The 22389-nt window shown below is 71.2% G+C and carries 18 protein-coding genes; 5 read left to right on the plus strand and 13 right to left on the minus strand.

The annotated features are described in order from the left end of the window. Positions 1-56 precede the first annotated feature (56 nt). The 5 genes from BFF78_RS02015 to BFF78_RS02035 form a co-directional block, all read right to left on the minus strand. Positions 57-1289, minus strand: a complete 1233-nt coding sequence (locus BFF78_RS02015) for an ATP-grasp domain-containing protein (RefSeq protein ID WP_069776667.1) — start codon at positions 1287-1289, stop codon at positions 57-59. Positions 1290-1452: 163 nt separating this feature from the next. Beyond that, positions 1453-2199 (minus strand): sulfite exporter TauE/SafE family protein, encoded by a 747-nt coding sequence (locus BFF78_RS02020; protein ID WP_069776668.1) that lies wholly within the window; start codon positions 2197-2199, stop codon positions 1453-1455. After that, complete coding sequence (locus tag BFF78_RS02025) at positions 2196-2585, minus strand: rhodanese-like domain-containing protein (protein WP_069776669.1); 390 nt, start codon at positions 2583-2585, stop codon at positions 2196-2198. The genes BFF78_RS02020 and BFF78_RS02025 overlap by 4 nt, the downstream gene beginning before the upstream one ends. Before the next feature lie 52 nt (positions 2586-2637). Beyond that, positions 2638-3999 (minus strand): MBL fold metallo-hydrolase, encoded by a 1362-nt coding sequence (locus tag BFF78_RS02030; RefSeq protein ID WP_069776670.1) that lies wholly within the window; start codon positions 3997-3999, stop codon positions 2638-2640. Positions 4000-4097: 98 nt separating this feature from the next. Next, a complete protein-coding gene (locus BFF78_RS02035; protein ID WP_079161107.1) occupies positions 4098-4937 on the minus strand; it encodes a GntR family transcriptional regulator in 840 nt (279 codons plus the stop codon). A 120-nt stretch (positions 4938-5057) separates the two neighbouring features. Here BFF78_RS02035 and BFF78_RS02040 point away from each other — a divergent pair, with 120 nt between their 5' ends. Together BFF78_RS02040 and BFF78_RS02045 are read left to right on the plus strand one after the other, a co-directional pair. Continuing rightward, positions 5058-6263, plus strand: coding sequence for an NAD(P)/FAD-dependent oxidoreductase (locus BFF78_RS02040; RefSeq protein WP_069776671.1), 1206 nt, complete (start codon positions 5058-5060; stop codon positions 6261-6263). 169 nt (positions 6264-6432) lie between these two features. Beyond that, the gene (locus tag BFF78_RS02045) at positions 6433-6675 is read left to right on the plus strand and encodes a hypothetical protein (RefSeq protein WP_193433394.1); all 243 of its coding nucleotides are present in this window, start codon (positions 6433-6435) and stop codon (positions 6673-6675) included. A 111-nt stretch (positions 6676-6786) separates the two neighbouring features. Here the strand turns inward: BFF78_RS02045 and BFF78_RS02050 are convergent, their stop codons facing one another. The 3 genes from BFF78_RS02050 to BFF78_RS02060 form a co-directional block, all read right to left on the minus strand. Then, positions 6787-7023, minus strand: coding sequence for a hypothetical protein (locus tag BFF78_RS02050; protein ID WP_069776672.1), 237 nt, complete (start codon positions 7021-7023; stop codon positions 6787-6789). A gap of 279 nt (positions 7024-7302) precedes the next feature. Next, positions 7303-8154: a terpene synthase family protein gene (locus tag BFF78_RS02055; protein ID WP_069776673.1), complete on the minus strand. Its 852-nt coding sequence runs from the start codon at positions 8152-8154 to the stop codon at positions 7303-7305. A 54-nt stretch (positions 8155-8208) separates the two neighbouring features. Further along, positions 8209-9030, minus strand: a complete 822-nt coding sequence (locus BFF78_RS02060; protein WP_069776674.1) for a TrmB family transcriptional regulator — start codon at positions 9028-9030, stop codon at positions 8209-8211. Between the two features lie 270 nt (positions 9031-9300). On the opposite strand from BFF78_RS02060, the gene BFF78_RS02065 reads away from it, so the two are divergent. Beyond that, the gene (locus BFF78_RS02065; RefSeq protein ID WP_099055025.1) at positions 9301-10524 is read left to right on the plus strand and encodes a S53 family peptidase; all 1224 of its coding nucleotides are present in this window, start codon (positions 9301-9303) and stop codon (positions 10522-10524) included. 145 nt (positions 10525-10669) lie between these two features. Here BFF78_RS02065 and BFF78_RS02070 read toward each other — a convergent pair whose 3' ends face one another. Continuing rightward, positions 10670-10933: a Smr/MutS family protein gene (locus BFF78_RS02070; RefSeq protein WP_069776675.1), complete on the minus strand. Its 264-nt coding sequence runs from the start codon at positions 10931-10933 to the stop codon at positions 10670-10672. Positions 10934-11159: 226 nt separating this feature from the next. On the opposite strand from BFF78_RS02070, the gene BFF78_RS02075 reads away from it, so the two are divergent. Together BFF78_RS02075 and BFF78_RS02080 are read left to right on the plus strand one after the other, a co-directional pair. Continuing rightward, positions 11160-12248 carry an urea transporter gene (locus tag BFF78_RS02075; protein WP_069776676.1) on the plus strand — a complete coding sequence of 363 codons (1089 nt, stop codon included), beginning with the start codon at positions 11160-11162 and terminating at the stop codon, positions 12246-12248. A gap of 8 nt (positions 12249-12256) precedes the next feature. Beyond that, positions 12257-13021: a hypothetical protein gene (locus tag BFF78_RS02080; protein WP_227025670.1), complete on the plus strand. Its 765-nt coding sequence runs from the start codon at positions 12257-12259 to the stop codon at positions 13019-13021. Between the two features lie 88 nt (positions 13022-13109). Here BFF78_RS02080 and BFF78_RS02085 read toward each other — a convergent pair whose 3' ends face one another. The 4 genes from BFF78_RS02085 to BFF78_RS02100 form a co-directional block, all read right to left on the minus strand. After that, positions 13110-13877 carry a hypothetical protein gene (locus BFF78_RS02085; RefSeq protein WP_069776677.1) on the minus strand — a complete coding sequence of 256 codons (768 nt, stop codon included), beginning with the start codon at positions 13875-13877 and terminating at the stop codon, positions 13110-13112. A 10-nt stretch (positions 13878-13887) separates the two neighbouring features. Next, positions 13888-19995 (minus strand): CHAT domain-containing protein, encoded by a 6108-nt coding sequence (locus tag BFF78_RS02090; protein ID WP_069776678.1) that lies wholly within the window; start codon positions 19993-19995, stop codon positions 13888-13890. Positions 19996-20209: 214 nt separating this feature from the next. Beyond that, positions 20210-20686, minus strand: a complete 477-nt coding sequence (locus BFF78_RS02095; protein ID WP_069776679.1) for a hypothetical protein — start codon at positions 20684-20686, stop codon at positions 20210-20212. A 609-nt stretch (positions 20687-21295) separates the two neighbouring features. Continuing rightward, entirely contained in the window at positions 21296-21916 is a 621-nt protein-coding gene (locus tag BFF78_RS02100) for a hypothetical protein (protein ID WP_069776680.1), read from the minus strand. Positions 21917-22389: the final 473 nt, after the last annotated feature.

Genomic DNA, 22389 nt, shown 5'->3' on the forward strand with positions numbered 1-22389 from the left:
TGTACGGGCCGGCCCGCCGGATGTCGGCCGACCGGAGGAAGGCGATGCGCTGCATGTCAGCTCACCTCTACGCGGGTGTGGGCGAGTGCGCGGGCGGCGTCGGCGTTGACCTGCGCGGACGTGGGTGCGGTGAAGACCAGGTGACCGACGCGGGCCGAGTTGCCGTGGGCCGTGCCGACGGCGGCCCCTGGCTGGGTGGTGATGTTCTGGTCGACCAGGCCGTCGTGGCGGCCGAGGATGGTCACCCCGTGGAAGGTGCCGGCGCGGGGCGGCGTGAGGAACCGGATCGCGCACGCCCCTTCCCTCGGCGCGGGCACGTCCGGCTTCTCGTCGAGGACGGCCTGGAGGTAGGCGCGGGCCTCGTCGATGCCGGAGGCGCGGCGTACGACGTCCACGAGGTGGTCTCCCGGCAGGCGGGCGCCGACCTCGATGACGACGGGGCCCGCGTCGGGCGAGATCTTGAGTTGGGTGTGGGCGACGCCGTTGCGGATGCCGAGGGCCCGCAGGGCCCGTTCGGTGGCCGTCCGCAGGCCGTGAAGGCCGGCGGGTGGCAGAGCCGCGGGGCAGGTGTGACCGGCCGCCGCCCGGTAGGTACCGCCGGTGGTGTGCTTCTCGACCATCGGCAGGTGGAAGTACTCGTCACGCCAGACCACGGTGTCCAGGCTGAACTCGGGTCCGGGGACGTACTCCTGGACGATGACACGCTGATCCATGGGCAGGCCGTGCGGGGCGGCGATCGGCCGGGACTGCGCATGCCGTACGGCCGTGTCGAGCTGTTCGGGACTGCCGACCACACTCACACCACAGGAACCGCCCTGCTCGGCCGGTTTGACGACGACCGGGAACCCGATGCCCGCGCGGCCGAGGGCACGTGCCGCCTGCCCGGCCGTGTGCACGCTGATCGTTCTCGGCGCGGGCACCTGGCCCGCGACGAAGACCTCGGCCATCTGCGCCCTGTTCCGGCACGCCCGGGCGCGCCGGGGGTCATTGCCGGGCAGCCCCAGGCGCTCGGCCAGGAGGGCGACCAGCGGGCTGAAGAACTCCCGGCAACCGGCCACCGCGTCGACCTCCGTCGCCTCGGCGAACGCGGCCAGTTCCGCGAGCGCCCGGTCGGAGTCGGTGAGGTCGGTGAACACCGCGCCGTGGATCTTGTCGCGCAGCTCGGCGGGGTAGCTCTCGTACACGTCCTCGTGCGTGGCGACGAAGACGTGCGCGCCGAGTGCCCGGGCCGCATCCAGCACATAGGGGCCGGAGTTTGCGAATGCTTCGATCAGCAGGATCTTCTTCACACCGCACAGTAGACCGCACGCGACGGGGCCCGCGCCACGAACATAACACCCAGAGCGTGGTGTTGATTTCTCCGCCTCGGTTGTAGCAAGCTCCAGCCGCCGGTCAAGTCCCGTACTCCAGGACTACAACTTTGCTATAGCAATCTTTCCGGTCGAGGTCGGGTCAGACCACGGCGTCGCCGAACATGAAAGCGGCCACGGCCAGCAGCGCCAGGGCGAAGGCGCGTTGCAAGGTCTTCGGCTGCGCCTTGGCGGCCAGGCGCCTGCCGTCCCACGCTCCCAGCACCGCGGCGCCGGCGAAGGGGCCGACGACCCCCCAGTCGAGCCGGTCCGCCGTGCCGCCGCGCAGTGCGAGCGCCGCGAGCGAGTTGACGGTGATGACCAGCAGGCTCGTACCGACGGCCTCGCGCATGCGGACTCCGAGTACGGCCACGAGAGCGGGTACCGCGAGGAAGCCGCCGCCGACTCCGAGGACACCGGTTACGGCGCCGAGTCCCGCGCCGGCCGCCGCCGCGTGTCCGGGCCTGATCCTTCGGGTGTCCGAGTCCTCCGGGCCGGGTCGCAGCATGCGTACCGCCGCGACGGCGGCGACCATCGCGAAGGCCGCCTGCAGGGCGCCCGCAGGCAGCTGGGCGGCGAGGGCGGAACCCAGCATCGCCGGGCCGATGCCCGCCGCGGCGAAGAGCAGTCCCGCACCCCAGCGGACATGTCCGTCACGGGCGTGCGCGCTCAGGGCGGTTGCCGAGGTGAGGGCCACGATCACCAGCCCGGCGGTGGTGGCCGACACGGGGGTGAAGCCGAGCAGGTAGATCAGGGCGGGCACGGCCAGGACACTGCCACCGCCGCCGAGCCCGCCGAGGGCCAGCCCGATCAGCGCGCCGGCCGCGAGGGCGAGGACCAGGGAGCTCACGCGACCGTACCGTGCAGGCCCCGCGCGTCCACCACCGGCAGCCCGGCCTGCGCCCACGCGCGCATTCCCCCGATCACGTCCACGGCCTCGGCGCCGCCCGCTGTCAGCAGTTCGGCGGCTCGCCGGGACCGGTTGCCGGAGCGGCAGATGACGACCAGCCGGCGCCCTCGGGCCTCGGTGGGCAGTGGCACGCCTGCGAGGAGTCCGGTGAGGGAATGGTGTACGGCTCCGGGTGCGTGGCCGGCGCTCCACTCGTCGAGTTCGCGGACGTCCAGCAGTACGGCCGCGTCGACGTGCACGCCGGCTTCGGACGCAAGCCCGTGCGCGGTGCGTTCAACCGCTTCCGCTACGGTGATCCGGTCTGCGCCGGAACGGAATGTCTTCATGGGCGGTCCTCGCCTCTTGTTGCGGTGGTGGGTTGTTCCGGACTGGTAAGGCTCAGGCGGTACGAAGGCAGAGTCCGGTCGTGTAGGCGGCCGGGAAGGAGTCGTCCACGGCGACGACGTCACGGCCTGCCGCGTCCAGCAGCGAGGCGGCGATGGCGGCGCGCATGCCACCCGCGCAGTGCACCCACACCTCACCGGGCGGCACCTCGTCGAGGCGCCGGTGCAGGGTGTGCAGCGGGATGTGGACCGAGCCCTCGATGTATCCGGCGGCCCGCTCGCAGGCGCGCCGGACGTCCAGCGCGACCACGCCCTTGGCGGGGTGCCGCCCGGCCAGGTCTGCGAAGGTGGCGCGCGGGAAAGCGGCCAGGGCGTCGCCCTCGGCCGTCCAGGCCGACGGTTCGCCGGTGGCCGCGGCGGCCGGGCGGTCGATCCCGACGCGCACCAACTCGCGTTGGGCGTGTGCCAGTTGCTCGGCCGATTCGGCGAGCAGCGTCACGGGTTTGCCCCAGGGGATCAACCAGGCCAGGTAGGTGGCGAGTTGCCCGTCGGCCTCGAAGTTGTAGGTGCCGGTGACGTGTCCTTCGGCGAACGCGATCCGGTTGCGCAGGTCGACGACCCACTCCCCGGCGGCCAGTCGCGCCGCGATCTCGGCGGCGTCGGCGATCGCGGGCGTGGTGAGGTCGACCGGAGTGGGCCCGGCGGAGTTGGCGGGAGCCATGTGCGCGTAGTACGCGGGAACGTCGTCGAGCCCCGCCAGCATGCGGGTGACGAAGGTGTCGACGTCCTGGGTGAGGGCCTCGTTCGAGGCCTTCTCCTTCCCGATGGTGGTCTCGTTCCCCTCGGCCCGGCCGGCAGAGCAGAAGCTGCCGAATCCGTGCGTGGGCAACACGGCGGCGCCGTCCGGCAGTTCCGTGGCGAGACGGTGTGCGGATGCGTGCTGCGCACGGGCGAGGCTTTCGGTCAGGCGCGGCTCGACCAGGTCGGGGCGGCCGACGGTACCGATCAGCAGGGAGCCTCCCGTGAACGCCGCGACGGCCGTTCCGAGCTCCTCGAGGACGTAGGCGGTGTGGTGCGGGGTGTGACCGGGCGTCGCCAGCGCCCGCAGGACGAGACCCGTGTCTATGACCGTACGGTCGCCGTCGTGCACGGGTATGCGCGCGAACGACACGCCGGCCCCGGCAGGTACGAGATAGGCGGCGCCGGTGATGCGGGCGAGGTCCAGGCCACCGGTGACGTAGTCGTTGTGGATGTGGGTCTCGACGACGTGCGAGATCCGCACGCCCCTGCGGGCCGCGGCCGCCAGCACGCGGTCGACGTCACGTGGCGGGTCGACGGCCACGGCCGTACGCTCGCCGCCTGCCAGGTAACTACGGTTGCCGAGCCCCGTGACCTCGATCGTGTCGACGAAGAACATGTCAGGCACTCCTCCAGCACCGTCGGGCCCCGTGGGTATGAGGCATGAGGGTTGGCCCTGCGGCCGACTCGTGGACACAAGACCCGTTCCGGGCCCTCTCACCGCGCCGGATCGAGCCGTCGTATGCTCCGGCCCGACCGGATGAAAGGCGTTCCGGCAGGATCGATGCGGTACCCGGCGCGGGCGTCGAACTGCGCCACGACACTGAACCGGTCGCCGCGGATGAGGGTGGTGCGCCACTCGACGGCGCGGCCGTGCGTACGGCCGACCCGTTCGATGGAGAACGCCGCCACCCCCTCGGGGAGGCCGAGCAGCCTTTGTTCGGCAGCCGTGGGAATGACCGCCTTGATACGTTCCTCTCCCCCGACCAGACGAATGCCACAGCGGTCGGCGAGTTCGTCGTAGAGCGCCGTGTGGCTGAAGTCGACGCCGAGCAACGCCCGGGCGTCCGAAGCCAGCAGCCACACCTTGTCGTGGGCCAGGGGTTCTCCGTCGGCCAGGCGGATCCGTTCGAGATACAGCAGCGGCGTCGACTCCTCCATGCCCAGGCGCACTGCCACGTGCGCGTCGGCACGGATGTCGAGGTTGCGGACGATGCTGCGCTGCTCGAGGCCGGCCGCCTCGACGGAGGAGAACAGGCTGTAGAGGGCGCCGACGGGCTGTTCTATGACCGCCTCGCCCACCGGTCGCGGCCGTCGGCCTTTCGCCGCGGTGACCAGCCCCTCCTCCCTCAGCTCGCGCAGTGCCTCGCGAATGGTGTGCCGGCTCACCTCGTACCGCGCGGCCAGCTCGTTCTCTCCGGGGAAGGAGTCGCCGAACTCACCTCGCGCCAACCGGGATCTGAGGTCGTCGCGCACATGGCGCCACAGCGGAGTCCCGCCCCGGCCTGCCCGCGACCGTGTTCCCCGGCCGGCCGAGGGGGTCGGTTCCTCGCTCATGATCCCCATCCTTGTGTACGTACATTTGAAAGGCTAATGTACGTACATTAACGGGGCGAGTGCAAGGGGGAGCCGTACGACACGTCATGGCATGGCCCTCGCACCGGAAGGAGAACGGATATGACCACCGACGCTCACCACAAGGTCCTCATCGTGGGGGGAGGAACCGCCGGCATCAGCGTCGCGGCCCGCCTGCTGCGCCACGGCATCCGCGACATCGGGCTCGTCGAGCCCTCCACCACGCACTACTACCAGCCGCTATGGACACTCGTCGGCGGCGGGCGGGCCACCGCCGGGGCAAGCGCCCGCCCCCAGCGGTCCGTCTTACCGAGGGGCGTCCGCTGGATCCGCGACCGGGTGGAGACCGTGGACCCCGAGGGACGGACGGTCGGCACCGCCGACGGACGCACCATCGCCTACGACAGGCTGGTCGTCTGCCCCGGCATCCAGCTCGACTGGAACAGGGTCCCCGGCATGGCGCAGGCCGTCACCGCGCCGCACTCCTCCAGCAACTACGCCTACGAACTGGCGCCCAAAACCTGGGACTTGATCCGCTCGATGCGCTCGGGCACAGCGGTGTTCACCATGCCGTCAGGTCCGATCAAGTGTGGTGGAGCACCACAGAAGATCGCCTATCTGGCCGCGGACCACTGGCGTGAGCAGGGTGTCCTGAAGGACATACGGGTGGTCCTCGTGCTGCCCACACCCGGGATGTTCGGGGTTCCCGTGTTCGCGGAGGAACTGGAGCGGGTCGTGGCGCGCTACGGCATCGAGGTGCGCAAGAACAGCGAACTGGTCGAAGTGGACCCGGACGGCCGCAACGCCGTGGTCGTCGACCACGCGTCCGGGACCAAGGACTCCATCCGTTTCGACATGATGCACCTCGTGCCGCCCCAGTCGGCACCCGACTGGCTCAAGGAGACTCCGCTGGCCGATCCGGCGGATCCCGCCGGCTATGTGGAGATCGACAAGCACACCATGCGTCATGTGCGCCATCCCGACGTCTTCGCCCTCGGCGACGCCGGCTCCTCACCCAACTCCAAGACGGGCGCCGCGATCCGTAAACAGGCTCCCGTCGTCGCCCGGAACGTCGCCGCCAGCCTCGCGAACGCCGAGCCGCTGCCCGCGTCGTACGACGGATACTCCTCCTGTCCGATCACCACCTCACGACACAGCATGCTGCTGGCCGAGTTCGACTACACCCTGCGGCACCGTCCCACTCTCCCCCTCATCGACACGACCCGTGAACGCCGGGACATGTGGTACCTCAAGCGCTATGGGCTGCCGTTCCTCTACTGGAACCTCATGCTCCGCGGACGCGCCTGAAACCCGATGCGGCACGGTTGTCAACGGACGACGTCACCGAAGTCGTCGGTCACTCATGGTGCTGCGTTGTGATCGGCGGGCTCCACCAGTACGTGGCAGGCGGCTCTACCCGATCGGGGGGTAAGTCTTATCGTCGGCCCGTCCCGCTCGCCGCTTAGGATCCCTGCCCATGGCAGAGGTCCCCGATGAGTTGATCAAGCTGGAACGATCCGCCGAAGAAGAACGCGCCAAGCTCGCCGGCCTCACCGGTGGCGAGTACGACGCCCAGTGGCGCCGCTGGCGCAAGGCGTCCGAGGCCGTACAGGCGGCCATCACCGCGCACGCCGAAGCCACCGAAGCCGACCGGGGCGAGGTGGAGCAGGCCGTGAAGAAGGCCCTGCGGAACGCGCAGGAGGACCCTGCCGTCGAGTAGTGGGCGCCGGACCCGGCACTGATCCCGCCGGCCCGGCGGCCGGGACAGCCGGCGTCGACCGGGCGGTGTTCCGGGCTCCGGTCGACGCCGCTGCCTGCTGCGGCGGGGTGACTACTGCGAACGCAGGAAGCCGTCCCCGTGCGCGCTGATGTGGGCTTCCAGGGCGTTGAGGGCGTCCTGGGTCGCCTGTTCCGTGCCCGATCCACGCTTCTCCGCGTAGTAGGCCGCGCCGAGCTTCTTCAGCAGGTCACCTCCGGCCCGTTGGGCCTGCAGTTCGTCCACCTTCTCCTTTCCCTGCTGGAGTGCCTGCTGAGCCTGCTCTTTCGCCCTGTCGAGGAATCCGGCCATGTGTGCCTCCACATCGGTGTGCGGTCATCTCATCGGGCCCCGTGGGAATCGGTTCGCCCTTGGTGGGTCTTTCCCAGCTCGGCGGACGTACGAGCAGCCCCGGCCGATCTTTTGTTCCCCGCCCGGCACGGGAACAGCGCGAAGGCCGTGATCACGAGTGTGGAGGACAGGCACGTGCCGCGCGCCGCCTTCACACAAGCGCCACGCTTTCGGAGGGGGCTGTACGGGTGCGTGACAACCTCGCCAGGTCCCCGTGGAGGGAACAAGCTCAGCGGTCCGTCAGCAGATCGGTGACGAGAGCCGGCTCGCCCGGGGGCACCAGGTGCGAGTAGCGCAGACAGGCCCGGCTCCAGAGCAGATGATCGCGGCGTCGCGGTCGCAGCCGAGTTCATGCTCGATGACCAGGACCAGATTGTGCACGTCGCCGCGGGACTCCTCCTTCTCGACCGAATGGACGTCATTGACGGTGTCCACGACGTCGGCGGTGATGTCCAGCATGCGTCGCACCTTCGGATCCGTGGAGAGGTGGGGCGGGAGTTCGAAGTCGTACGCCTTCTGACTCAGGTCCGGCATCGCCTGGACGAAGCCGGAATCGCGGCGCAGCGCGAAGTGCTCGGCCCGGGTCGGGATGCGGTGCTGCGCACGGTTGCCGGCTTCCACGGCGTACGCGTTCAGATACCGCTGCCAGTGCCGGCCGGTGCTCTCCAGCCAGGCGGGCGAGGCCTGGTACGCCAGGCGGCGGCACACCTGCCCGAACGCGCAGACCAGCGGACCCGCGCCGGCCGGTGCGCCTGCGCCTGCGCCTGCGCCCGAGGTGATCACGTCGGTGAAGGCCCGGCAGGCCGCCGCGACGCGGCGCGGCTGGGCGGCCAGGGGGCCGTCGAACGGGTCGTCCAGGAGCGTCGCCACGACGACGGCGTCCACCGTGAGATCCAGCCGGTCACCGGCGGCCCGTGGGACCCACGCCGCCATCAGTCCGGCGATGTCCCAGCGCAGGAACCGCTCCTGGTCGACTGGGTGTGCCACCAGGCCCTGGCGTCGGCACCAGTCAAGGCTGCGCCGCCGGGCACCGTCCGCATCCGGGCCGACCTCCGGCGCGAAGGGAAGGTGGAACACGATGTCCTGCGGCATGACGATGGCCCTCCCTACGACCACCCCGGCAACCGCGACGCGCTGAAGCACCGGTCAGGGCGCCAGGCTGGACTCCGGAGCCGGTACGGCATCCTTCCAGACGGTGTGGAAGGCCAGCCGCAGGCAGCCCGCCAGGGCCGGGTGCTCGATGAAGAGCGTGGTGGTGGAGCCGGCGCCGGCCACCGGGTCCGGCATGTCGCACAGGACGAGGGCGGCATCGGCGATGACGAGTTTCAGCGGCAGTTCGGGGGCGAAGCGGGCCTCCTCCCCGGCGGTGGCGAAGCGCCGTACGTGCTCCACGGTCCCGGGGTCGCCCAGGGCCTCGTCGAGGTAGATCGCCCGGACGGTGCCGCCCGCCCGGTGCAGTCGGCGGACCACCGCCAGGCCCTCCGTGTTCTCGGCGGGGGCGACGAACGGCGGCTTGCAGAAGGTGAGTAGTTCGTGTCGGGCCTGCCGCTGGATGTCGGCGAAGCGCTCGGAGATCGCTTTGGGGTCGCGCAGGATCTCGATGTAGTCCAGCGGATCGGTGTGTTCCCGCCCCTGCGACCAGAGCGGCTGCAGGACACCGGCCAGCTCCTGCGAGACCCGCTCCAGGCGGTCGACGGACTCCCGTTGCACGGTCATCAGCCGGGCGAGGGCCAACTCGGGCGTGACGGCGGAGTACATGGCCACCCGTCCGGGGTGGGCGGTGACCAGATGCCGCCGCACGAGCGCGTCCAGCACGTCGTACACGCGTTGGCGCGGTACGTCGGCCTCCCGGGCCACCTCGGCGGCCGTGTAGGAACCACGCCTGATGAGCGACAGGTAGACCCGTGCCTCGTATCGGGGCAGTCCCAGGGACATCAGGTCGTTGACGGTTCCATCTTCCAGCTCCATGGCTGCACAAGGTATACGCCCGCGCCGGGAAGTTGGAGGCAAAGTTTTTCCAACTGCCCCTGTTCTCTTCGGCAAATTATCAATAGCCTCATCCGTAGCCACCACTGAACGTGGTGGCAGCAAGCAGCAGTATGCCCGGAACCCGGTTCCACACGGCCACCCCCAACGGAAAGCGGTTGTCATGCACGTGACACGCTGACCGGCCGCCGCAGTGGAGCCACCCATCCCCCCACGGAGGGCAGTTCATTGCGTTCTCATCGCAGAAGGACCCTGATACGTCGCGGCGCACCCGCGTTCCTGTCTGCAGCAGCCCTGATCACCGCCGGCCTGGCCGCCTCGCACTCGGCGGCCTTCGCGACGACGGCCACGGCCTCGTCCCCGGCCTCCACCGTGTCCACCCACCGGCTCTGTTCACAGCCGAGCAAGCCCGGATACATGGCCTGCCAAGCGGTCGTCCGCACCGACCTCAAGGCGCAGAAGACCCTCGGCAGGCACGACGCCCCCAAGGGCTTCGGACCGGCCGACCTGCAGGCCGCCTACAACCTGCCCAAGGACGGCGGCAAGGGCGCCACCGTCGCGATCGTCGACGCCAACGACGACCCGAACGCCGAGAAGGACCTGGCGGCCTACCGGTCCCAGTACGGCCTGCCGGAGTGCAGCACCAGCAACGGCTGCTTCAAGAAGATCGACCAGGACGGCGGCTCGAAGTACCCGACGCCCGACGCCGGTTGGGCCGGAGAGATCTCCCTCGATGTGGACATGGTCAGCGCCGCCTGCCCCCAGTGCCACATCCTGCTCGTCGAGGCCAAGTCCGCCAACATGGACGACCTCGGTGCGGCCGTGAACCAGGCCGTCAAGCAGGGCGCCAAGTACGTCTCCAACAGCTACGGCGGGGGCGAGGAGGCCGCCGACACCCAGGCGGACGACAAGTACTTCAAGCACCCCGGCGTCGCCATCACCGTCAGCTCCGGCGACAGCGGCTACGGCACCGAGTACCCGGCCGCCTCGCAGTACGTGACGGCCGTCGGCGGTACGTCGCTCAAGAAGGACGGCAGCACCCGCGGCTACTCCGAGTCCGTGTGGGGCACGTCCGCCGGCGGCGAGGGAGCGGGCTCGGGCTGCTCGCAGTTCGACGCCAAGCCGTCCTGGCAGAAGGACACCAGCTGCACCAAGCGCAGTGTCGCCGACGTCGCGGCCGTCGCCGACCCGGCCACCGGTCTCGCCGTCTACGACACCTACCAGGCAAGCGGCTGGAACGTGTACGGCGGAACCAGCGCCTCCTCGCCGTTCATCGCCGGTGTCTACGCGCTGGCCGGCGCCCCGGGCGCCAATGACGTTCCGGCGTCCTACCCCTACGCCCACCCGGACAAGCTGAACGACGTCACCGACGGCTCGAACGGGTCCTGCAGCGACTACCTCTGCAAGGCGGGCAAGGGCTATGACGGCCCGACGGGCCTGGGCACCCCGAACGGTGTCGCGGCCTTCACCAAGTAACCGGAACACGAGCTCAGCACAGCGGGCCTGAGCCGACACCGACGACAGCCGTCGGTCGCTCTCGGCTCCGCAGCACTTCGCCCCGTCGGTCATCCGGCGGGGCGAAGTGCTGCACGAGCCGGTCCGAGGCATTCCTTGTGCCCACTCAGCCCGAGAGACCCGCCTCGTCGAAGTACACAAGGATGCGTCCGGCGTTGCCCGTGTCGACCTCACGCCGGACGTACAGCTTTCTGATGTGCTTCTGGTCCAGGAACGCGAGAACGCGGGCCTTCAGCCGCCCGGAACCCTTGCCCGGAATGATCTCCACGACGGTTTCGCCCGAGTGGTTGGCCCTGAACAGGAACTGGCGCAGCGCCAGTTCGATGTCGCGGTTGTTGCGGAAGATCGGGTGGAGATCGAGCGACAACATGCGGAGCCTCCTCGTGATGCGGCACGGGCGCCCGAGCCGCGGTCCGCGACCGGCGTGGGCCGCCGTACTGTCCCGCTCTGCACGGAGCCCACGGCGGCTCATCATGCCAGGAATGTGTTCTGCGCGTCCCCTCCCACTACACCGCAATGTCGCATTGTGGAAATATGATGCCGCACAGCGGAAAGATCTGCCTTGGGGGGGCTCGGGTATGCGGCACCGAATATGGATGAAGGTGCACAGATACACGGACACGTCCGAAAAGGGGCATGGCCTGGAGTTCGGGATACGCGTGCTGCGCGGTCTCGCCCAGGTCATGTTCCTGGAGAGCGCCTGGTCAGGCGCTGTCTTCGCCCTCGCGCTGTGCACCGCGGACTGGCGGTACGGCGCCTACGGCTTGGGCGGCGCCGCCCTCGGCACCGGCACGGCATGCCTGCTGGGTGTGACCCGCGAACGGGTGCGGGCGGGGCTGGAGGGCTTCAACTCCTGTCTGACCGCGCTCTGCTTGGCCGTTTTCCTGGATGCGCGCAGGCCGGCCACGGCACTGCTCGCCGTCGTGGCCTGTCTCATGGTCACGGTCGTCACGGCGGCCGTCGTCCAGCTCCTGCACGTCTGGGATCTGCCGACGCTGACCCTGCCCTACTGCCTGCTGGCGGGCGCCGTCACCGTGGCCGCGCCTGCCTTCCAGCGCATCTGGTCGACCGGCGAGAGCGTCGCCGTACTGCCCCGGGCGGCATCCGGACCCACCGTCCTGCGACCGTACGACGTGGCAGGGGCGTTCCTGCGCAACCTGTCCCAGGTCTTCTTCATGGATCAGTGGTATGCCGGGGCTCTGCTGCTCGCGGGTCTGTTCCTGGCGAGCCGCACGGCGGGCTGGGTGGCCTGTTGCGGCAGCGCGACGGGCATCCTGACGGCCTGGGCGCTCGGGGCGCCCGCCGCACGGATCGCCGACGGCACATTGGGCTACAACGCGGTGCTCGTCGCGTTGGCGCTCTGCGGGGTGTTCCTGCCGGCCACCCGGGCGACGCTGCTGTACGCGCTGCTCGGTGCCGCAACCGCGACCGCGCTGACACCGGCCGCCGCCGCTCTGCTCGCCCCGTCCGGTGGCCGCCCCTTCACCTGGCCGTTCGTGCTGACGGCACTCGGCTTCCTGATGGCCGCCCGCCGCTTCCCGCGCATCACCGGCCCGACCACCCGCGCCACCACGGACCATCCAGCGGCGGACCCACCCCGCGACGAAGAGGCCGCCGCCTGCCGGCAGAACGGATCCGCCCGATCATCGCCCCGCCGCGGCGTTCGCTTCAGCGACCCGGCATGATGATCACCATGACTTCGATAGCCCAGACCCCGATCACCGGCCTGGACCTCACGGGGTTCACCGAGCGGGAGCCCGGCCTGTGGACCGACGCGGCGGGGCTGGTCCTGTCGGTGCATTTCTTTCCCCTCGTCCCGGATCTGGCCGCCCCACTGCACGAACCGGAGCGGCTGCGGTTCGGGTGCGCGCAGGGCGTGGCGGGATCCGGAGGCGGTCTCATCGAGGCGGTGGTGGGGGCCGTGGACGGGGTCCCGGCACTGCGCCAGCTGATCAAGATGCCGCTGCAGAGCAGGCAGGGGCAAGCCTTCCTCGGCAGCTGGACGCTGCCGAAGGACCGGTGCAGCGCCGTTGTGAAGGTGCAGGCCGCGGAGGGCGCGATGACCGGTCTGCGGGAGAGCATGGTGATGAGTCAGGTCGGTCCGGCCGAGTACTTCCAGCCCCACCCGTACGTCGGCGGCGGGCAGTTGGGCGGGCTGCCGTACCACGTGGCCGACCTGGAGCACTGGGATCCGCAGTTCCCCGACCACCCGCTCACCCTGGTACGCGCCGCGCTGCACCGCATCACGCCGACCATCGCCCTGCACGATCAGTTCAAGACCCTGCCGCCCTTCAACGGCCCGACGCCGCCCCCCGCCCAACCCGGCCCGTCTCCGTCCCCGTACGGCGGCCCGGTCCCGCCCGCGCATCCGGGCCCCACCCCCCCGCCGCATCCGGGCCCGGCCGCCCCGCCCCCGCACCCGCCCCGGCGCGGCTGGTTCCGCCGCAAGGGCGACTGACACACGGACCGCGACCGGCGCGCGGTCACCGCACGCCTCTTGAGGGCAACGACCGGCCCGGAGCTCGGTCGCCGGACCGCGACCCGGTTCAGCCGTGCAGGTCGTAGACGACGTCCAGGGTCGGCTGGGTGCGGCGTGGTCCGAAGGTGCGGGTCAGCCAGCGGTCCGGGCCGGCCTGGATGGCGATCTCGGCGGCGACCCGGAAGCGACCGGCGAGCGTCGCGCCGGTCGGCACCTGGACGACGACCTCCAGACCGGTGATGTCTCCGGCGAGGTCCGCGGCCGTGGTCGCCCTCAGCCGCCAGCCCACCTCGTAGAAGTTGACGCCGTAGCCGTAGATACGAGACGTGTAGCGCTTGCCCTTCTCCTCGAAGGCGTTCTCCTGAGTGATCTTCGCGATCAGCTTCCCGAGTCCCGCCCCGGCTTCCCCGCCGATCTCCTGAACGGTCTTCGCCGTGTGGGTGACCGGCACCTCTTCGACGACCCTGTCAGGACGGACGGCGTAGGCGAGCGGCCTGCCCACCGTCTGTCCCGCCTGCACGGGCGTGGCGATCAGTTCGAGGGCGAAGTCGACGTCGACGAAGACGCAGCCGCTGGCGGGCAGCAGGGTGAGCGTCGGGCGGACGGCGAGAACCGAACCCCCGGTGCGCACATGGCGTTCCAGCTCGCCGGGGACGTCGCCGGCGGCGCGCAGTTCCGCGAGGTGGTCGGCCACGCGCGGCCTGCCCAGCCGGACCCGGTTGGTTCTGCCGAGGAAGGTCGGGAGGTGCGCCTGGTCCTCTCCGGGGCCCTTGATCGGTGCCCCGTCGAGCGGTTCGAGGTCGATCTCCGCGAGGTGGGCCGTCGTCTCCGTCATGCGTTCCCTCTCAGTTCCCGTCGCCGACCAGGACGAACGGCGCCCAGTGGTACGAGGCCTGTACGCCCTTGTCCCGCATGATGTCGAGCTGTGCCAGGCGCAGCGCACCGGCCTTGTCGAGGGCGTCCCCGCGGGCAAGCGCGGCGCGCAGGTGGCTGTAGAAGCGGACCATGAAGTCCCGTGTGGTGTCGGCGTCGACCGGCCAGAGACTGGCCACGACGGCGCGCGCCCCGGCGTACAGGAAGGCACGGGTCAGTCCTATGAGCTCGTCCCCGTCCAGGGCTTCCTGCACGCCGGTCTCGCACGCGCTGACCGTGATGAGCTCGTGGCGGAGCCGCATGGCCATGATGTCACGCACCGTCAGCATGGTGCCGGTGGCGTCATCGGTCTCGCCGGGGTCACCGGGACTGAGGCAGAGGCCCGAGCCGAGCGGGTCCGCCGCGTCGAACCGGGCGTGACAGGAGAAGTGCAGGACGTCGCGGCCCGCCGCCCGTGCCGCGATCGCGTCGGCGGTCAGTCCCGCTGCGGGGACGTACTCGTCGCCGAACAGCTCGGCCACCGCCGCCGCCTCGGCCTCGTAGGTGACGCCGAAGGCCGCGCACGTGTCCAGCCTGCCGGTGCCCTTGGCGGGGCTCTGGCACAGGGGCAGCAGGCCGGCGGCGGGGATGTGGACGACCGGGTTGCGGCTCGCGAGGGGCTCACCGCCGACGGGTAGGGCGTGCAGCGGCAGGGCGTGCAGCGTGCCGTGCGGTACCAGCACCACCAGGTCGTCCGGGCGCAGGAACGCCCCCATCGGCTCGGTCACCTGCTGGGACAGCGCCGTCCAGGCGGAGCCCGCGGCATTGCGGTACTGCACCACCTGCCGCCGGAAGTCGGCGTGGGCGCGTGCCAGGTCGGCGCGGGTGAGGCGGGTGGTGGCGATGCGCACCGTCTCCCACTCCGCCCGCAGGAAGAACACGGTCAGATACTCCAGGCCGAGGAAGTACTCGACCAGCAGGACCGGCCGTCCCTGGCCGGCGAGCCACCGCCGGACCGAACGGGCGTCGGCCGGAGTGCCCCGGCGCATGGTCACGTAGTCCGCGTCGTGGCCGCTCATCTCCTCGTACACGGCGTGCAGCGCGTCCTGGGCGCGGGCGGCGAGTTCCGGCTGCTTGCTCGCCCGCCGCAGCACGGCGAGGTGTTCGGCCTCGGCGGCGAGCAGTTCGGCGAACCGTCCGGTCGCCGCCTGGTGGGGCGCCGGCTCGGCGACGGCGAGGAGTTCCACGAGGGCGCGGGACTTCGCCTGCTGAACGACGTCGAAGGCTTCGTCGTGCGCGCCGCGTGCCAGCAGGCAGTCCACGAGCCCCTGGAAGGCCCGCTGATGTCCGTGCACGAAGCTGACCCGGGACCGGTCGTCGAGCGGGCGGTGCGGACGGACGGCCTCTATGAGCGAGACGGCGTCCCGGAACGCCTTCTCGGCCTCCGCCAGGCGTCCTTGGCGGTGGTACAGCGAGCCGAGCGAGGTCGCCGAGTGGGTGGCGGCGTCGAAGTACCCGGCGGCGCGCGAGATGTCGAGACTACGGCGCAGCGCGTCCTCTGCCTCGTCGAGCCGGCCGAGCGAGACGTACCTGGAGGCCAGGTTGGCCAGGGGGACGGCCTGCCCCAGCCGGTCGTTCTCCAGCACCCCGAGCACCTCGGTGAGCAACTCCACCGCCTGCTCGTCCTGGTCTTCGGGCATGAGGTTGCACAGGGCGTCCGTCGTCCGCGCCCAGCCGGGTTCGTCGTGCGCCGCACGGAACAGTGCGGCGGCGTTTCGCAGCAGGGCGACGCCGGCCCGGCGGGCGCCCTCGCGGGTCGGCAGATGCATCAGCTGGGGATCCACCCGGTACAGGACCGCGAAGACCTCCCGGAGCTCTCCGGCGCCCAGTGCTCTGAGGTAGCCCGTGCTCAGCTTCCCCAGCAGGGATCCGAGGACCTTGAGCATGGTCGCCTCGCCGATCCGGTGCCCGATGCTCCGGGCGATGAGCAGACCGTGCTCGTACGCGCCGGCGGCCGCGGGCAGGTCGCCCAACAGCTCGTAGAGCCAGCCGAGTTCGCTGTGGAGCAAGCCGCGGGTGAGTGCCGTGTCGATGCCCGCGCCGGTGTGCGCGTCCAGGAGCGCCTGCGCCCTGTGCAGGTCGGCGAGAGCCTGCCGGTGGCGGCCGAGCAGGGCGAGGACATCCGCCCGGCGGACCAGCAAATCCGCGATGTCCTGCGGGCCGTCCGGGAAGTCGGCGGCCAGCAGGCCGTCGTAGATCTCCAAGGCCGTGTGCAGGTCGCCGCGGCGGGTGTGCGCGGCGGCGAGGGCAGCCCGCAGGGAGGCGGTGTACCACGGCTCGGCGTCGGTGGTGCGGGGGTCGTCCAGGGCTGTCCGGACCAGCGCGATGGTCTGCTGGACGTCCCCGACGGCCTGGCTCACCACGGCCTCGGCGAGGGTGAGTTGCCGCTCCGCGACGTCGTCGGGCACGCGGCGGCGCAGGGTGCGTGCGACGGTCAGCCAGCGGCCCGCCCGGTCGACGAGGTCGGGAGCGGGCCGCATCCCCAGGGGGACCGGGGTGTGGCGGGGTACGGCCGCGCCCACCAGCGACAGGACGCTCTCGGCCCTGGTTCGCTCGGCCGCGTCGACGGCGGCACGGGACACGAGCTCGACGACGTCCGGTTCGAGGGCGAGCGTCGGATCCCGGTCGGCCGCGCCGGCGAGGATCTCGGCCAGGGGCAGGGCGTGGCGCAGGTCGTGCCGGAGCAGCAGGACGGCGACGACGACGTTCAGGATGTGCGCCGCCGCGGCGGTGTCGCCGGCCTCGAGCCGGCGCCTGATTCCCCGCCCGGTCGCTGCGCAGGCCTCCGCAAGGCCGGGCTCGTTACGGACGATCACGCCGACCTCGTCGTAGGACGGGCCGACGGGGCCGGACAGGATCTCGTAGAGGTACCCGGCCGGGTCGTCCGCGTCGATGGCGTCGGGCTCCTGTGCGTCCACCGCCTCGGTGATCGCCTCGACCAGTCGCAGCTGAGCGGGCGTCAGGCCGCCCAGGGCGAGGTCGGGTTCGCGCGTTCCCGCGAGGACGGCGGACACGGCGCGGGCAAGATCCGGCTGCCCGGCCTCCACGGCGGTCGTCCTGAGCCATGCGTCGGCCCGGTCCCGAGCGCGCCGGCTTCCTCGCACCGCGGCGCACATCATGTCCAGCAGATCTTGATGACGGCGCCGAGCGTCGGCGGTGGCGGCGGCGAGCTCCGACGGGCTGCTGGTCATCCGGGCGCGTCCGGCCAGGGCGTCGAGCGTACGGCGGACGACAGCGGTGTCGATGTCGTCCAGGCCGGCCGTCAGTGCCGCCCCGTCGCGCCGCCCGTCGAGGACGAGCCGCAGTGCGACGACGAGCCGGGCCCAGTCCGGGGCGAGTTCGCGCAGGGCGAGGTGCTCGGTGAGCGCGGCGACGGCATCCTGGTCGCCGTCCACCGCGGCGACCACGGCGGCGATCGCCGGGTCCCATCGGCGCGCCAGGGTGTCGTGATGGCCGCCCTGCGCGGGGTCGGCCCCGCCGACGATGGTGAGGATCTCCCCGAGCGCGCCGTCGACGGCGGACGCATCGAGCCCGAGGGCCGTCCGCAGGTGCGTCAGGTCCGTGCCGTCGATGCGCGCGATCACCGAGGCCAGCCAGGGCTGGGTCGCCTCGGCCAGCAGGTCGGGCGCGTGGTGGCGGTCCGCGATCTGCGTGATGGTCTGCCGGAACCGGTTCTCGTCGCCGACGGCCCGGTACAGCAGGGCGGCCAGCAGGGCGTGGGCGAGGCGGGCCTCGTCCTCTTCCTGCGGGAGGTACTCGGCGTAGTGCCGGTGCGCGGTGGCGGCGAGGCGTGGATCGGCTGTCCGGTGGGCGTGGTACAGAGTCTGTTGCTGGAGTTCGATCGCCTGCGCGGCGCGCCCGCGTCGCTGCGCGATCTCGCCGAGTGCCCCGGTCACGGCGGCCAGTTCGCGGGCGCTGCCGGTCTTCTCGTACTCCTCGCGGCAGTAGAGCAGGATCGTCTCGGCGGCGTCGAGCTCGCCGAGGTTGAGCAAGGGTATGTAGCGGTTGTGATGCGCTTGGGCCAGTTCGTGCGGTGAGGCTCCGCGCTTGCGCATACCGGCGAGCCTCGCGTCGGAGAAGGACAGCACCTCACCCCAGCGCCCCAGATCGCCGGCGGCGCGCTCGCCCAGGGCCAGCAGGGCCTCGCGGACCTCGTGGGGGGCGATCGCGTCCCCGTCCGCGGGCGCCTGCTCCGGCCAGGCGGCGATACGGTCACGCAGCACGCGAACACCGTCGAGCACGTCCTCGTGGCGCCGTAAGACGTGCTGGATCTCCAGGTGGCGTACTTCCAGGGCGAGTTCGGTCCAGCGGTCGCCGTCGAGGTCGGCGGCGAGCCGTGTCAGCTCCTTGTGGAGGGCGACCGCCTCCCTGCCGCGCCCCGTGCGCAGCAGCACCCCGGCCAGGTTGAAGCCGACCCTGAGCACCTGCCGGGAGGCGTCTGCGGCCCGGTACTCCTCAAGTGCGGCCCGTAACAGGGGTTCGGCTTCCGCGGGACGGCTGGACATCAGGAGCCGCCCCAGTTCCGCACGGCTCTCGGTGCTGCCGGTCTCCTCGGCCATGGCCCTGTGGTGGGCCTGCACCGTGTCGATGGTGGCGGGACTGGGGTCGACGGCGACCAGCGTCTGCAGGACGGGGCGCAGCAGCTCCCAGTCCCGAGCCCGGGCGAGGTAGGGCACGGCCGCGGCGAGGGTCTGCGCCGGTTCCGGCCCGGTCGGCCCGTCCGCCGGCTCCGGCCCGGGCGAAGACAGGCGGGCGAGTCGGTGCCGGGCGAGCAAGGAGTCGACGCTCAGGCCGGTGGACGGGGACAAGCCCGCGGACAGCGACGCCCTGACCCAGTCGGGCACCTCACAGGCCTCACCGTCGCCGCCGACGCGGAGCATCCCGTCGTCGACGAGCGCCTGCACGACATCCGCCACGGCGGGCGCCTCGGCGTCCCCCTTCACCGCCGCCCAGAGGCCCGGCAGCACCTCCGCAAGGGTGCGCCGGGTGCGGTCCGGAGGCTGTGCGCGGCACAGGATCGCCAGTGCCAGCTGCGGTGCGGTCGGGAACGACGGTGTCAGACGGACCGCGCGGAGCAGGCGCAGTGAGGCCGCGATCCACTCGCGCGGTGCCCGCCGGGTGGTGAAGAACTCCAGCGCGCACCGGTAGTGCCAGGCGGGGTCGTCCGTCTCGGCGGTCTGCCCCGCGAGGGTGAGGTCGGCCAGGGTGTCGGCGAGGCTCAGCTGGAGGTGGGCCCAGCTCTCCTCGTCGTCCTCGCGGCTTCGCCGTTCCAGGGCCGCGCGCAGGAGCGCGAGGGTGCTGCGCGGCTCGTCGCCGGACGACTGGGCCAGTGCGCGGAAGATGGCGGCCAGGCTCGCCTTGACGGTGCGGCCCGTGCCGTCGCACAGCTCGGCGAACGCGGCCGGCACGCCACGGTCGCGGCAGTCCAGCAGTACGTCGAGGTGCTGGGCCGTCGTCGCCACTGCCTCGGTGTCTGCGGCTGCCTCGGCCTTGCGGATGCCGTTGCGCAGGACGAACTCCGCCTCCGGGCCGAGCAGGACATCGAACCGCTCGACCGCCGCGCGGGCCTCCTCCCAGGTGGCGCAGAACTGATAGCGCTCCATCGCCTCGCTCAGGGAGGTGTCACGCCCGCCCGGCAGCAGGTCCAGGTCCAGATCGACGAGGGCGGCGAGTCGGTTTCGGTCCGCCGTGTACACGCGGCGCCCCAAGCGGTCCGTCCATCGACCGCCCAGCCGCTCCCGGAGGATCTGGACCAGCATCTCGCCGTGCCGGCGACGCAGTTCGGGATCGGCCCGTGGGACCGGGCTGTAGATGACGGGCACGCGCTGTCCGGGGCGGTGGACCAGCAGCGGCATTCCCAGGTACAGGACGACGTCGCAGTGGGGGCAGACCGGACAGTGGAGGATGTCCTGCTTGATGAGCCGTACCAGATCGGGCCGCTCGTCGCTGTCCACGACCACGTACAGCTCCGGGGCGATGGGCTCGCCACAGCTCGGGCAGGGCATCTCCACGTACTGCGCATGGCTGACGGCCTCGGGCACCCGCTCCCCCTTGCAACGGCGGCCTGCCTTGGGCCATGCGCTGGTATGTGCGGCCTTCGACAGTTGCGTGGAGAGGAAAAGTTTACAACTCGGTTGAGCCGTAAGCCTTCAGTTCAGAACCTCAGCCGCCCGTCGGTCCTGCGCCTGATCTCGCGCCCGGGCTCCCGTGGCAGCAATCCGCCCTTCACCTCCTCCCACCCTCCGGGCTGCCTCATCACGCCCAGCAGCCCGTGCTGTGAAACACGCGTGAGGCTCCGCTGCCGCCCGCCGCGGCCAGACGGAATCTGTGGCTGAAGTTCAGGGGGATGTCCAGGGCGAAGAAGTTCTTGCCGTTCCCCGTCCGCGCGCGCAGGCGGATCCGGTGCTGGGCGACCGGCACCGCGTCGGGAAGGTGGAGGTTCCACGCCTGCTTCCACGGCCCGGCGGGCAGCCTGGGATCACCCGACATCCTTCCCCCCACACCCGCCAGCAGTTCGGGCAGCCCGTAGGTCCTGTCGAGCATCTTCACCGGACCGAACTTCATGATCACATTGCAGGTGACCCGGGTCAGGTCGACGGCTTCTTTGAGGTGGCCCTCCATCTCCCAGCGGATCTGGTGCCCAAGCCGCGGCAGTGCGGGAGTCAACCTGATGTCGAAGATCTCCAGGACGTACGTGTCGTCGCTCACGTCCTCCACCAGGCGAATACTCATGTCACTCACCCCTCGGTGTCACGGATAGGGATGCCGCTGCCGGTGGCCGGTGCGGGTGGTTGGCGTGGCCGCCCGGGGCGGGTGGCCGGTGACGTGCGGGCCGGCTGAAGCCGGTGCCGGCGCGCCGGAACCCGCGCGGCGGCAGCACGCACATACGGCCGCCTCCGCCGCCGCTGTGCAGCAGGCGCGAGAGGCCTGGAACGACACTGCGATCGATAGGCACACCGCCGGCCGAGGCGCCTCGGCCGTCCGGCCTGGGGGCACACCGCCCCTGGCCTGTGCCTGGTCACGCTCCCGGGACAGGGCCGAGCCCCGATCCGGCGTACGGCTTACATCTTCCTCACCCGTTCGGGTGTGGAAAAAGCGCCGGGAAGGACACCGGCAGCCACAGCGCGGGGGTACACACCGAGGGGAGGCGCTCGGGCGGAAAACACCAGGCAGGGTCGGCCGGTGCAGGAAAGGACGGCCAACCGGACACCAGGGGCGCAGCGCCTGGTGTCCGGCTCCGGCAGGGTGTGTATGGCGCATGGCTGTCGGACAATGGACTGGACTGGGGCCCCGGCCCGATTCCGGCAGGCCGGGGCTCCACATCATGCGGTCGGCTCCGGACTAGTCCCAGTTGCCGTCGTTCCAGTCGTTGCCGTCGTGGCCCTCGCCGCCCTCGTGGCCCTCGCCGCCCTCGCCGCCCTCGTGACCCCAGCGACCCTCGTGGTCCCGGACCACACGGAAGCTGGCCACCACTGCGTCCTTGACCTCGATGTCGTCGTCGTTGTCGCACGGGCGGATGCCGTAGCTCGAGCTGTGGGGACCCACGGTGGCGATGGGAGCGCCGTTGTCGCAGACCGCCCCACGGAAGACCTCGACGGTCTTGTGGCTGTCGTTGCGGACGTTCAGGGTCTTGGCACCCAGGCCACTGACCACGGTGATGCAGTCGCCCGGGTGGCTGGAGTAGGACCGCTCGTTGACCCAGATGCGGCCCTCCCACTCGTGGTGGCCCCCGCCCCCGCGGCGGCCCTCGTTGCCCTTGCCCCAACCCTCGTTGCCCTTGCCCTGTCCGTTGCCGCTGCCGAGGGGCGCCTGTGGCGCGGCGGAAGCGGCCGGGGCGGAAGCGGCCGGGGCTACCTGGGGCGCCGGGGCGGAGGCGGCCGAGGCGTAGGTGATGCCAGTAGCAGCCAGGGCCGCGGCGGCCGCGACACCGGCTGTGACTGCGGTGGAACGGGGGAGCTTCATGTCGCTTCTCCTGTCTCCTGTCTCAGAGATGCCGACCCGTCAGTCGGCTCGTGATCAAACGTACCCACGGCAGTCATATCGGTCATATCGGAATACTGGCTCCAGGTGCCGATCGGGGGATTCGTAGCATTAAATGCCGCTTACCGGACCGCTGAGGCGACATCAAGTAGGGCCACTGAAAAGCAGATTGCCATACTATTAGCCCTTTTGGATGATCTTCTGACGCCTGCTCACCCCACGCCGCCAGCGTGTCGCTGCGGACGCGGTCAGATGAGCCGTGTTACGGGGATGGGCAGCGCCGTGCGCGGGGCCCTGCCGTCCGAGGCGGTCCGGGCCCCTTCGAGTGGGTCCCCGGCGGTCGAGTGACCCGGTTCCGTCTGCGGCACGGCGGCGGAGTGGGCCGCCGGGACCGGGACCTGTCGGACCGGCAGGGCGGCAGGCGCGAGCGGCTTGGGAACCCGTCGGCTCGTACC

The organism is Streptomyces fodineus (assembly GCF_001735805.1).
GTDB lineage: Bacteria > Actinomycetota > Actinomycetes > Streptomycetales > Streptomycetaceae > Streptomyces > Streptomyces fodineus.

Coding starts and splice junctions, on each gene's coding strand:
- BFF78_RS02025 (WP_069776669.1), bottom strand. CDS start 2,585: ATGAAGACATTCCGTTCCGGCGCAGACCGGATCACCGTAGCGGAAGCG.
- BFF78_RS02030 (WP_069776670.1), bottom strand. CDS start 3,999: ATGTTCTTCGTCGACACGATCGAGGTCACGGGGCTCGGCAACCGTAGT.
- BFF78_RS02035 (WP_079161107.1), bottom strand. CDS start 4,937: ATGAGCGAGGAACCGACCCCCTCGGCCGGCCGGGGAACACGGTCGCGG.
- BFF78_RS02040 (WP_069776671.1), top strand. CDS start 5,058: ATGACCACCGACGCTCACCACAAGGTCCTCATCGTGGGGGGAGGAACC.
- BFF78_RS02045 (WP_193433394.1), top strand. CDS start 6,433: ATGGCAGAGGTCCCCGATGAGTTGATCAAGCTGGAACGATCCGCCGAA.
- BFF78_RS02050 (WP_069776672.1), bottom strand. CDS start 7,023: ATGGCCGGATTCCTCGACAGGGCGAAAGAGCAGGCTCAGCAGGCACTC.
- BFF78_RS02055 (WP_069776673.1), bottom strand. CDS start 8,154: ATGCCGCAGGACATCGTGTTCCACCTTCCCTTCGCGCCGGAGGTCGGC.
- BFF78_RS02060 (WP_069776674.1), bottom strand. CDS start 9,030: ATGGAGCTGGAAGATGGAACCGTCAACGACCTGATGTCCCTGGGACTG.
- BFF78_RS02070 (WP_069776675.1), bottom strand. CDS start 10,933: ATGTTGTCGCTCGATCTCCACCCGATCTTCCGCAACAACCGCGACATC.
- BFF78_RS02075 (WP_069776676.1), top strand. CDS start 11,160: ATGAAGGTGCACAGATACACGGACACGTCCGAAAAGGGGCATGGCCTG.
- BFF78_RS02080 (WP_227025670.1), top strand. CDS start 12,257: ATGACTTCGATAGCCCAGACCCCGATCACCGGCCTGGACCTCACGGGG.
- BFF78_RS02085 (WP_069776677.1), bottom strand. CDS start 13,877: ATGACGGAGACGACGGCCCACCTCGCGGAGATCGACCTCGAACCGCTC.
- BFF78_RS02095 (WP_069776679.1), bottom strand. CDS start 20,686: ATGAGTATTCGCCTGGTGGAGGACGTGAGCGACGACACGTACGTCCTG.
- BFF78_RS02100 (WP_069776680.1), bottom strand. CDS start 21,916: ATGAAGCTCCCCCGTTCCACCGCAGTCACAGCCGGTGTCGCGGCCGCC.